Genomic DNA, 11,657 nt, shown 5'->3' on the forward strand with positions numbered 1-11,657 from the left:
TCCTTCTCAGCGTCCGGTGGCGAGGCGGATGGTGCGGGCGAGTTCTCCGGAGGCGAACTGTTCGAGTTCGACGCAGGGAGCGGCGAGGTGGCGGGCCAGTTCGGCGGCCAGTCCGGTGCGGACGAATCCGGATTCGGTGTCGACGACGAGGGCCGGGACGTCCTTGGCGGCCAGGTGAGCGGCGGCCCGGCGCGACTCGGCGACGGCCTCGGCGGTGGCGTTGGCGCGGCCGTCGGTGACGGCGACCAGGAGCGGGCGGCGGTCGGGGTCGCGGCGGGCGTGCCGTTCGATGAGGCCACATGCGTGGAGGAGCCCGGCGGCGAGGGGGGTGCGCCCGCCGGTCGGCAGCACGGCCAGGCGGCGGTCGGCCAGCTCCACGCCGGCGGTCGGGGGCAGCGCCGTCTCGGCGTTCCGGCCGCGGAAGGTCACGAGGGCGACCAGGTCCCGGCGCTGGTAGGCGTCGAACAGGAGGGCGCGGACGGCGCCCTTGACGGCCCCCATGCGGCGGCGCGCGCCCATCGAGCCGGAGGCGTCGACGCACAGGACGATGAGGTGGCCCTGCTTGCCCGAACGCTCATAGTGCCGGAGGTCGTTGCGGCCGACCAGGGCCTGGCCGGGACCGCCCATGCCGGCGCCTGCGGAGGCGTGACGGCGCAGAGAGGCGGCGATGAGCGTGGCCGAGACGGCGAGGTCGGAGGCGTGCGGGGCCTCCCCGTCGCGCAGCGGGCGGTTCCTGACGGCCGCGCCGCGGCGGGACCGGCCGCGGCTGCGGCGGCCGGAGGCGCCGAAGCGGCGCTGCGGGGCGGTGATCAGGGCGGGCGCCGCCGCGGTCTCGGTCGCGGCCTCGACTCGGCCCGACGGGGCCGGGACGAGCTCCTCGGTGGGCTGCGGAGCGGACTCCGCAGTGGACTGCGGCGAGGAGCCTCGCTCCGGTCCCGTCTCGGACTCGGGGACCTCCTGACTGGGCGGGCCGTTCGAAACCGGGCCCGGGCCGTGGCCATCGCGGTCGTCCGGCCCGTCGTCCGGCCCGTCGCCGGGTCCACGGTCCGGACCGTCCCCCGGTCCGTCTTCCGGGCCGTCTTGCGGCGGTTCGGGTTCATCGTCGCCGAGGAGGCGGTCGAGCTCGTCCTCGTCGATGCCGGGGTCGTCGAACGGGCCTCGGCGCCGGCGATGCGGCAGCGCGAGCAGACAGGCGGCGCGCACGTCGGCGCGGGTGACCTCGGCACGGCCGTCCCAGGCCGCCAGCGCGGCGGCGGTCCGTGCGGTGACGATGTCGGCGCGCATGCCGTCCACGCCGAAGGCCGCGCAGACCTCGGCGATCTTCAACAGCCAGAAGTCGTCGAGTGCGACGTCCTCCAGCAGGTCCCGAGCGGCGACCAGCCGTTCGGCGAGGCGCTTCTCGTCCGTCGCGAAACGGTCGGCGAACTGCTCGGGGTCGGCGTCGTAGGCGAGGCGGCGGCGCACCACCTCGGCGCGCTGGCCGGGGTCGAGCGGGGCAGTCGCTTCGACGGTGAGGCCGAAGCGGTCGAGCAGCTGGGGCCGCAGCTCGCCCTCTTCGGGGTTCATGGTGCCGACCAGCTGGAAGCGGGCCGGGTGGCGGGCGGAGACGCCTTCGCGTTCGACGTGGTTCCAGCCCATGGCGGCGGAGTCGAGGAGCGCGTCGACCAGGTGGTCGTCCAGCAGGTTCACCTCGTCCACATAGAGCAGTCCGCGATGGGCGCGGGCCAGGAGCCCCGGCTGGAAGCTGCGAACACCCTCGCTCAGGGCCCGTTCGAGGTCGATCGATCCGATGAGCCGGTCCTCGGAGGCACCGACCGGGAGCTCGACCAGCGGGGTCGGCCGGTGATGGACGGGCGCGTCCGCGCAGGTCGGGCACAAGTCGGCGGGCCGATCCGGCGGGCAGTTGTAGGCGCAGCCGGCGCGGGTGGCGATGTCGGGCAGCAGGGCGGCGAGGCCGCGCACCGCGGTGGACTTGGCCGACCCCTTGGAACCGCGCACGAGCACGCCGCCGATCCGGGGGTCGACCGCGCCGAGCACGAGCGCGACGGTCAGCTGCTCGGAGCCGACGAGGGCGGTGAACGGGTAGGTCATGCGTCTCCTCCGCGGTCCTCAACGGCGCCTTCGGCTTCGAGATGGGCTTGGCGCAGCCGGTCGAGCAGTTCGGGGTCGGGTTCGGCCCACATGCCCCGCTGGACGGCTTCGAGGAGCCGTTCGGTGATGCCGTGCAGCGCCCAGGGATTGCTCGTCTCCATGAAGGAGCGCACGTCCTCGTCCAGGACGTAGGCCTGGGCGACCTTGGCGTACTGCCAGTCCTTGACGACGTTCGCGGTGGCGTCGTAGCCGAACATGTAGTCGACCGTGGCGGCCAGTTCGAAGGCGCCCTTGTAGCCGTGGCGCCGCATCCCGGCGATCCAGCGGGGGTTGACCACGCGGGAGCGGAAGACCCGGTCGACCTCCTGGCCGAGGGTGCGGGCGACGGGCCGGGACGGGTCGGAGGAGTCGCCGATGAACGCCTCCGGGGCGGCCCCGGTGAGGTGGCGGATGGCGGCGATCATGCCGCCGTGCTCCTGGAAGTAGTCGTCGGAGTCGAGGATGTCGTGTTCGCGGGTGTCGGTGTTCTTGACCGCCACCTGGACGCGTCTGAGGTTGGCGTGCAGGTCGGCGTGGGCCTCGACGCCGTCGAGGCCGCGGCCGTAGGCGTGTCCGGACCAGACGGTGAAGACCTCGGCCAGGTCGGCGGTGTCGCGCCAGTTGCGGGCGTCGATGAGCGGCAGCAGGCCCGCGCCGTACGCGCCGGGTTTGGCGCCGAAGATCCGCGCGGTGGAGCGGCGGGCCGCTTCGGCCTCGCCGACGCCTTCGCCGCGGAGCCGGTCGCGGTCGGCCAGCGCGTGCGCGCGCACGAAGTTCGCCTCGGGCGGTTCCGGGAGCGCCGCGACCGTCTCCACGGCCTGGTCGACGAGTGCGACCAGGTGCGGGAAGGCGTCGCGGAAGAAGCCCGAGATGCGGACGGTGACGTCGATGCGGGGCCGGCCGAGCTCCTCCAGGGGGATCACGTCGAGGCCGGTGACGCGGCGGGTCTCCTCGTGCCAGGTCGGGCGGACGCCGAGGAGGGCGAGGATCTCGGCGATGTCGTCGCCGTGGGTGCGCATGTTCGCGGTGCCCCACACGACGATGCCGACGGTCTCGGGCAGGCGCCCCTGCCGTTCGGCGTGGGTCTCCAGGAGCGCGTCGGCGAGTTTGACGCCGACCTCCCACGCGAGCGGGCTGGGCAGGGCCTTGGGGTCGACGGAGTAGAAGTTCTTCCCGGTGGGGAGCACGTCGAGGCGCCCGCGGGTGGGGGAGCCGGAGGGCCCGGCGGGCAGGTACTCGCCGTCCAGTCCGGACAGGAGCCGGTCGATCTCGTGCGCGGAGGCGCGCACGCGCGGCACGACCTCGGTGCACGCGAAGCGGAGTACGTCGGCGACGGGGGGAGCGGTGCGTCCGAGGACGTCGGCGACGATCCCGTCGACGGCCTCGGCCGACCATCCGGCGTCGGCCACGGCGTCCACGAGGCGTCCGGTGAGGGCGTCGACGCGGTCGAGGACGTCGCCGCGGGTGGCGGCCGGGCCGGGGGCGAGACGGGTCAGCTCGGCGCAGTCGGCGCTCACGCGGCGGCCGCCGTCGCGGGTCAGCTCGTCCTCGTCGAGGCCGAACTCGGCGGCGACGGTGGCGCGCAGCCCGGGCGTCTCCCCTTGCGGCAGCCGCAGAATCGCGCGGACCAGGCCGCGCAGCTGCTCGCCATCGGGGGGCGAGCCGAGGATGTGGAGGCCGTCGCGGATCTGGAGGTCCTTGATCTCGCAGAGGTGGCCGTCGACGTGGACGATGAGCTCACCGAAGTCGTCCGGGTCCTCGGGCATGGCCTCGACGTCGAGTTCGCGGGCGATGTCGGCCTGGACCAGGAGCTCCCACACCTGCTCGCGGACTGCAGGGAGCTTGCTCGGGTCGAGCAGTTCGAGTTCGGCGTGCTCGTCGAGGAGCTGTTCGAGCCGGGTGAGGTCGTCGTAGGTCTCGGCGCGCATCATGGGCGGCACCAGGTGGTCGACGATGACGGCATGGGCGCGCCGCTTGGCCTGGGTGCCCTCGCCGGGGTCGTTGACCACGAAGGGGTAGAACAGGGGCACGTCGGTGAGGGCGGCGTCGGGGGCGCACGAGGCCGAGAGCCCGACGCCCTTGCCCGGCAGCCATTCGAGGGTGCCGTGCTTGCCGACGTGGACGATGGCGTCGGCGCCGAAGACGCGGGTGAGCCACCAGTAGGCGGCCAGGTACTGGTGGGTGGGCGGCAGGTCGGGGTCGTGGTAGATCGCGACGGGGTCGTCGCCGAAGCCGCGCGGCGGCTGGATCGCCAGGACCACGTTGCCCATGCGCATGGTGGCGGTGACGAGGTGGCGGCCGTCGGGGGTGAGCAGGACCTCGCCGGGCGGCGGCCCCCACTGGGCCTCCACGGATTCGCGCAGGTCGCGGGGGAGGTGCTTGAACCAGGTCTCGTAGTCCTCGACGGGCAGCCGGGCGTCGGCTGCGGCGAGCTGGGCGTCGGTGAGCAGGTCGGCGTCGAAGCCGCCTCGGTCGATCAGGGCGTGGATGAGGGCGTCGCCGTCGTCGAGGAGCCGTTCGTCCAGGTCGTCGCCGAGGTCGTAGCCCGTCTCGCGCATGCGCCGCAGCAGAGCCGCGCAGGAGGCGGGGGTGTCGAGGCCGACGCCGTTGCCGATGCGGCTGTGCTTGGTCGGGTAGTTCGACAGGACCAGGCCGATCCGCTTCTCGGCGCGCGGGAGGCGCCGCAGGCGGGCGTGTCCGACGGCGATGCCCGCGACGCGTTCGGCGCGTTCGGGGTCGGGCCGGTAGCGGACGACGGGGCCGCCGATGCGCTCGTCGTCCTCGGTGAGCTCTTTGAACGAGAACGGCACGCCGATGATGCGGCCGTCGAACTCGGGCAGGGCGATCTGCATGGCGGTGTCCATCGGGGACAGCCCGTTGCCGCTCTCGGTCCAGGCCTCGCGGCTGCCGGTGGAGGCGAGCGCCTGGACGACGGGGACCCCGAGTCGCTGCAGGGCCTCGGCCTTCCATGCCGCGGTGTCGGCCGCGTTCGCGCCGCCCATCGCCAGGACGGTGAGCAGCAGCGCGTCGGGGCGGACCCCGGCCTCGTCGAGCATGGCCAGGAGCCCGACGCGGCCTTCGGCGTCGGGCCGCAGCGAGTAGCAGTGGAGGCCGATCGCCTGGGCGCCTCGGGCCTCGATCGCGTCGATGAGGGCGTCGACGAACTCGGTGTTGCCGCTGACGAGGTGGGACCGGTAGAAGACGACGCCGATGAGCGGCCGGTCGGGGTCGACGCCGGTGAGCGGGTCGGCGCGTCGGGGATGGTAGGCGCCGTGGTCGGGCAGTTCGGCGGGCGCCTCGAAGCCGAGTCCGGTGAGCAGGAGGGTGTCCGACAGGAACCGGAGCAGCTGCTCGGTGTTGTCGGTGCCGCCGAGCCGCAGGTACTCGAAGGCGTGGGCGACGGCGGCGGTGGGGGCGGTCGACAGTGCGGTCAGCTCGGCGTCCGGCGAGCCCTCGCCGGACAGGGCCAGCAGCGGGATGCCGGCGTCGATGCAGCGGCGGCGCAGATCGTCGAACAGGTCCGGGAACGCGGCACGGCCGCCCAGCAGGCGCACCACCACCGCCCCGGCGTCGGCGAGGGCCGCCTCCAGCCAGGGCCCCGGGTCGTCCTTCGGGGCACGGGCGGGGTTGAGGGCGCGCACGCGCGGGGCGCCTTCAGGGAGCCGGTCGACCGCGCCCGCCGCGGCGAGGATCTCGGTGTCGGCGGTGCTCAGCAGCAGGATCGTGGTCAATGCGACTCCTCAGTCCACATGCGAGGCCTCGGTGCGCCGCCCGGAGGGGCGACCGGCAGCCCGGCCGGGGCGCCGCGGGCGATCAGGTCTTCCAGCGCGGCCGTGTCGAGATGCTCGGCGACGAGGTCGCCGAGGCGGTCGAGACGGCGCTCGCGGACGGCCGCGAACGGCTTCGTGCCCGCCTTCCAGTCCAGCCCGGCGTCGCGAGCGATGCGCGCGAGCAGTTCCCGGCGGACGTCGTCGTGTTCGAGGACGCCGTGCCAGCTGGTGCCCCAGACCGATCCGGAAGCGCAGCCCTCGTCGGCACCGGAGTCGTCGAGCAGCCATGCCCGCCCGCCTTCGACTGCGGGCCTGCCGTGGCGGATCGAGTAGCCGCCCGCGGCCGCGCCGCCGAGCCCCGGCGCGGTCCCGGTGTGCAGCGCGAGCGTCTTCTCCTCGAAGAACTCGCAGGTCACCGGGAGCAGCCCGAGGCCGGCCACGACTCCGGCCTTCGATTCGACCGTGTCGACGATCTCGCGCCCGAGCATCTGGTAGCCGCCGCACACGCCCAGTGTCGGGCCGCCGGAGGCGGCGCGGTCCACGATCGCCTCGGCCAGGCCGGTGCGGCGCAGCCATGCGAGGTCGCCGACGGTGTTCTTGGTGCCGGGGAGGACGACGAGGTCGGCCCGGCGCACGTCTTCCGGATCGGTCGTGAAGCGAACCGCCACGCCCGGTTCGGCCGCGAGGGCGTCGACGTCGGTGAAGTTGCTGATGAGCGGCAGGCGGACCACGGCCACGTCGATCCGGTCGGGGCCGACCGGCGGCAGCACCGGCAGCGGCCGGTCCAGGGCGAGCGAGTCCTCGGCGTCGAAGTCGAGGCCGTCGGCGTGCGGGAGCACGCCCAGGCAGGGCCGGCCGGTCAGCTCGCGAAGCTGTTCGAGGCCGGGTTCGAGGACGCGCGGGTCGCCGCGGAAGCGGTTGACGACGAACCCGGCGACGAGCGCCTGGTCCTCGGGTTCGAGCAGCGCGAGCGTGCCGTAGAGGGCGGCCAGCGCCCCGCCCCGGTCGATGTCGGCGATGACGACCACGGGCATCCCGGCCGCGCGGGCCAGGCCCATGTTGGCCAGGTCGTGCGGGCGCAGGTTGATCTCGGCCGCGCTTCCGGCCCCCTCGCAGACCACCGCGTCGAACCGTCCTTTGAGGTCGCTCAGGGCGCCGAGGACGGCGGGCATGAGGACATGCCTGCGGGCGTGGTAGTCGCGGGCGCCGGTGTCGAAGGCGGGCCTGCCCATCACCACGACCTGGCTGCGGTGCGCGGCGGTGGGCTTGATGAGGATCGGGTTCATGGCGGTCTCGGGCGGGATGCCGCAGGCCGCCGCCTGCGCGGCCTGCGCGCGGCCGATCTCGCCGCCGTCGACGGTGACCGCCGCGTTGAGCGCCATGTTCTGCGCCTTGAACGGCGCCACCGCGATGCCCTGGCGAGCCAAATGGCGGCACACCCCGGCGGTGATGACGCTCTTGCCGACGTCGGAGGCGGTGCCGGCCAGCAGGATCGCGCCGCTCATCGGCCCCTCCGAGGCCGGCGCCGCCGGCAGATCACGGCGGCGCCGACGACCGCCGCCATGCTGACCGCGGCGGCCAACCGGTTCGCGCGGCGCAGGTCGGCCCAGGTCGGCGCGGGCCCGTCACCGAGGGCCGGGCGGGTGTCGGTGTGGCCCGGGTAGCGGTTCTCGCCGCCCCCGAGGGTCCGGTCGAGGGCTCCGGCGAAGGCGGCCTCGACCTGCCCGGCATTGGGGCTGGGGTGGCGGCGGCCGTCGCGCCGCCAGATGTGCAGCGTCCGCCTCGGCGAGCCGCCGACCAGCGGAGCGAGCCCGACCGCCAGCGCGGCCGACAACCGGGCCGGGACCCAGTTGGCCGCGTCGTCCAACCGGGCGGCGGCCCAGCCGAAGCGGCGGTAGCGCGGCGACTTGTGCCCGATCATGGCATCGAGGGTGTTGGCGACGCGGTATCCGGCGAGACCGGCCGATCCGGCGACGGCGCCCCACCACAGCGGCGCGACGACCGCGTCGGAGGTGTTCTCGGCGACCGACTCGACGGCGGCGCGCACCAGTTCGGCCTCGCTCAGATGCGAGGGGTCGCGTCCGCACAGCGACGGCAGGCGCCTTCGGGCGTCTTCGAGGTCGCCGCGTTCGACCGCGTCGGCGATCCCGGCGGCCTCGCGTCGCAGGGAGCGCCCGCCGATGACGGTCCAGGCGAGGGCGGCGGTCCAGGCCGCGCGCACCCAAGGACGGTGCCGGACCGCGACGTCCACGGCCGCGCCCAAAGCCGCGCTCCCGGCGACCAGCACGCCGGTGTGGACGGCCCCGGCGAGGCGGGAGTCGCGGTGGGTGCGCCGTTCGATCACGGCGGCGAGCCGCCCGACCCCGGCCACGGGGTGGCAGCGGCGCGGGTCGCCGAGCAGCAGGTCGGCCGCGTACCCGGCGAGGAGCCCGAAACCACGGGCGCTCATCGGCGGCCCGCTCTCGGATCGGCGTTGAGGCTGCGGACGGTCCACCGACCGGAGCGGCAATGCAGGACGGTGGCCGAACACGGGTCGACGTCGATCCTCCAGAACGCCGAATCCGGGGCTCCCAAAGCGGCTACCACGGCGGCCTTGACGGGTCCGCCGCTCGTGAACACCACGGTGTCGGCTCCGGGCCCGCCGTATTCGTCGAGCGCATCGCGCACGCGAGCGGTCAGGTCGGCAAGCGCCTCGCCGCCCGGAGGGGCGGTCTGCGGGTCGTCCAACCAGGCCTGGACCCGGTCCGGTTCGCGCTCGCCGATCTCTCCCAGCGTCGCGCCCGCCCACGCCCCGAAGTCCAGTTCGGACCAACGGGCGTCGGACTCGGCGTCCTCGAACCCCGCCAGGGCCGCGGTGCCGCTGCAGCGTCGCAGCGGAGCGGTGACGGCCCGGCCGGCCTCCAACCTGCCGCGGAGCCCGGCCGCCGCCGCCTCCCCGGCGACGTCCAGCGGCTCGTCCCGCGGGAAGGCGTGGCGGCGGGTCGCCTCGGTCGGCGCATGGCGGACCAGGATGAGCCGGGCGAACGAGCTCACACCGCCTCCTGATTCCCGGCGCGGTGCCACAGCCAGCCGAAGGCGACGGCGAGGCCGAGCCACAGGATCGCCTGGGTGCCCATCGACGCCAACCTGAAGTCCCACAGCAGATCGGCGGGGACCTCGACCGGATCCGTGTTCGCAGGCAACGCGAAGAACAGCGCGCCGTACACCAGCACGGCCGCCGCACCGACCAGCATCTGGCGCGGCACGTCCGCCGTCCCGCGACCGCGCAGCCACCGCGAAGCCGCCCACAGCAGCAGCGCCAGCGCCACCGAGCCGCCGATTGCGACGAAGAACCATGTCGTCCTCGCCTCCACCGTGGACGGGTCACCGACTCCGGGCGGATTGGACGGGTACTTCAGGCCCGGGAACAGGGCGACCGCGGCCCACGAAGCGGTGCCGAACGCGAGGGCGGACCTCCAACGGTCGCGCGATCGCCTGGCGACGAAGGCGAACACGAGCCCGAGCAGGCCGCCGCAGGCGGCGCCGAGCAGTGCGGTCCCGACCGGCAGCAGCACCTGCTGGGCGGTGCGGGAGACGGTGAACGCGTCACCGTGGTCATGGGCGGCCTCGGCCGATCCGTGGGCGGCGGCGTGCGACTGCTCCTCGAGTGCGATGGCCTCCCTGAGGGGGACCTCTCCGACGAGCAGGGCGAACGCCCCTGCGAGCAGACCGGCGACCAGCCCCGCCGCGAGTCCGCGGCGAACGCTGTCAGTGATCATCGACAGGTCAGTGGCACGGGAATCCGAGCAGATGGCGGGCGTCGTGGAACGCCTCGTGGAGCACGGGCAGCCCACCGGTGAGCGTGCCCTGTTCGAAGCCCACCAGGAACACCGTGGCGCTCGCGGCGAGCACCGTCAGCGTCATCAGACCCCACTTGGGCGTGGTTCGCGTGGCAGCGGCAATGGCAGCCATGTCGACCTCCTCGGGGATCCGCGTCCCCTCAGTCGTGACGGGAAGCCGCAGTCTTCTGGCTCTCGGATCAACGTCGTCCGCCCGACCTTCCCGGGTCCGAAGACCCAGTGGCCGCGCTCCGTCCGGCCGGGGTTCCGAAGAACTCCGGGGCGGGCGACTCCCCGAATACAGTGGCGGGACCGCCGCAGAATCACACTGCGTTCCTGACCGCTTCCGTCGAATGAACCACGAAAGTACCGCACGCCAACGCCCATGTCCACCCCCGGCCGTGCAGAGCGACCTCCTCCCCGGTCGTCGAGTCCGCCCGGGCCCGCAGGCCTCGGGGCCGTGGCCGTCCACATCGGCTTCGCGCGGCACCACGTCACCGCCGGCGACCGCGGCGAACTGGTCTGGCTCACCCGAACACGTCCCCGACCCCGGGCCGACTGCGACAAGCGCTTACCGATCGCAAAGGCGTGCGAGGCGAACGATCGAAGCGTGCGAGGGCAGACCGGATCACAATACGGCGGCCGGACTTTCGATGCAACGATCTTTCAAGAACTCCTCCCGGCGCCCTCGGCTCACGCCAGCGTAGGAAGAAAGCGGCGCACCCTCATAAGAGGGCCTGTCGGGCCGACAGCAGTGAGGACTTCTATGAACGCCATCGCAATTGCACGCACGATCCGCTCACCATGGGCGAGATCCGAGTCCGCCGACGGCCCCGAGCGAGGCGAATGAACCGATGCCGATCGCCATGTCGAACCCCGTTCATGACTCACCGCGGAGCGAGCACCTCGAGCGCGCCGCACCGGTCCGCAGGATCGCCACGCTGGCGTTGGCGCACCTCACCGCTGCAATGGTCGTCGCCACGCCGACGCAGGCCGGCGAAATCGACCTCGCCCAAGCCGACAGCTCCGAGATCCGGGTGCATGTAGACGATCTCGAGCGAGAACGCACGTCCGTTGAGGACGACATGGACCGACTCGAGGCGGAACGGCTGGAACTGAGCGCTCTGATCGAACAGGCCGACCTGGAATTCGGCACCGTCGAGGCGCAGCTCACGCGGGCCACCGAAGCGATCGACACTGCGAGCGATGACCTCTCGAGCAAGATCGAGGCGCTGGCGCTTCTGCGGACCGAGCAATCCGTCCGCTATGAGGCGGCCCAGCGCGCCGGCGAGCGCCTCGAAGTGATCGGACCGATGATCTCCCGACTCGTCGACCGGTCCGAAGGGCTGGGCGCCGACATCGAAACGGCCCGGCGCGCACTCGAAGAAGCAGAAGAACGCGAACGTGAGGAGGCGGCCGCCCGCGCCCGCGCCACTGCCGCAGCGTCCGGGCCCTCCCCGGAATCGGGGAGCACGGTCGTCCAGTTCGCCTACGACCAGCTGGGAAAGCCGTACGGCGCAGGCATGGCCGGTCCGAACGCCTACGACTGCTCGGGACTGGTCGCAGCCGCGTACTCGCAGTCGGGAACCGCCCTGCCCCGCTCGTCCCAAGCGCAATGGAACCAGACCGAGCCGATCGGCCGCGGCGACCTGGCTCCGGGCGATCTCGTCTTCTCGCACGGGCTGGGCCATGTCGCGATCTACATCGGCCGGGACCAGGTGGTCCACGCCACCAAACCGGGCGACACCGTGAAGATCGCCCCGCTCGGGGTCCTGCCCGTCGACGGGTACCGACGGGTTCCGGGCTGACCCGCCGGCCCCCGACCCCGTGATCGTCTGCGGGTGGAGAACGCGCAGCGCACTAAGGAGTGCAGGAGCGACGGCCTTTGAGCGCTGGCTCCAAGCCTTCGGCTCGGGCCCCGTCGTTCCCGTGTCCCGGA

Annotated in this window: 8 protein-coding genes and 1 riboswitch; of the genes, 1 reads left to right on the forward strand and 7 read right to left on the reverse strand. The window is 73.5% G+C overall.

Annotated elements, in window-relative coordinates:
• Window positions 1-6: 6 nt before the first annotated feature.
• From K3N28_RS15860 to K3N28_RS15890, 7 genes are read right to left on the reverse strand one after another with little or no spacing between them, the layout of a single operon-like run.
• Window positions 7-2,091 carry a magnesium chelatase subunit D family protein gene (locus K3N28_RS15860; protein ID WP_228093521.1) on the reverse strand — a complete coding sequence of 695 codons (2,085 nt, stop codon included), beginning with the start codon at window positions 2,089-2,091 and terminating at the stop codon, window positions 7-9.
• Complete coding sequence (gene cobN, locus K3N28_RS15865; RefSeq protein WP_228093522.1) at window positions 2,088-5,861, reverse strand: cobaltochelatase subunit CobN; 3,774 nt, start codon at window positions 5,859-5,861, stop codon at window positions 2,088-2,090. Before cobN ends, K3N28_RS15860 begins: the two co-directional genes overlap by 4 nt.
• A complete protein-coding gene (locus K3N28_RS15870; protein ID WP_228093523.1) occupies window positions 5,858-7,405 on the reverse strand; it encodes a cobyric acid synthase in 1,548 nt (515 codons plus the stop codon). Before K3N28_RS15870 ends, cobN begins: the two co-directional genes overlap by 4 nt.
• Window positions 7,402-8,349: a cobalamin biosynthesis protein gene (locus tag K3N28_RS15875; RefSeq protein WP_228093524.1), complete on the reverse strand. Its 948-nt coding sequence runs from the start codon at window positions 8,347-8,349 to the stop codon at window positions 7,402-7,404. Before K3N28_RS15875 ends, K3N28_RS15870 begins: the two co-directional genes overlap by 4 nt.
• Window positions 8,346-8,933, reverse strand: a complete 588-nt coding sequence (locus K3N28_RS15880) for a histidine phosphatase family protein (RefSeq protein WP_228093525.1) — start codon at window positions 8,931-8,933, stop codon at window positions 8,346-8,348. The genes K3N28_RS15875 and K3N28_RS15880 overlap by 4 nt, the downstream gene beginning before the upstream one ends.
• The gene (locus K3N28_RS15885) at window positions 8,930-9,658 is read right to left on the reverse strand and encodes a CbtA family protein (protein WP_228093526.1); all 729 of its coding nucleotides are present in this window, start codon (window positions 9,656-9,658) and stop codon (window positions 8,930-8,932) included. The genes K3N28_RS15880 and K3N28_RS15885 overlap by 4 nt, the downstream gene beginning before the upstream one ends.
• A gap of 7 nt (window positions 9,659-9,665) precedes the next feature.
• Window positions 9,666-9,851 carry a CbtB domain-containing protein gene (locus K3N28_RS15890; RefSeq protein ID WP_228093527.1) on the reverse strand — a complete coding sequence of 62 codons (186 nt, stop codon included), beginning with the start codon at window positions 9,849-9,851 and terminating at the stop codon, window positions 9,666-9,668.
• Window positions 9,852-9,899: 48 nt separating this feature from the next.
• A riboswitch (cobalamin riboswitch) is annotated at window positions 9,900-10,058 on the reverse strand.
• A gap of 628 nt (window positions 10,059-10,686) precedes the next feature.
• Here K3N28_RS15890 and K3N28_RS15895 point away from each other — a divergent pair.
• Complete coding sequence (locus tag K3N28_RS15895; protein WP_228093528.1) at window positions 10,687-11,526, forward strand: C40 family peptidase; 840 nt, start codon at window positions 10,687-10,689, stop codon at window positions 11,524-11,526.
• Window positions 11,527-11,657 lie beyond the last annotated feature (131 nt).

The sequence above is a fragment of the Glycomyces sp. TRM65418 genome (assembly GCF_019710475.1).
Classification (GTDB): domain Bacteria; phylum Actinomycetota; class Actinomycetes; order Mycobacteriales; family Micromonosporaceae; genus Glycomyces.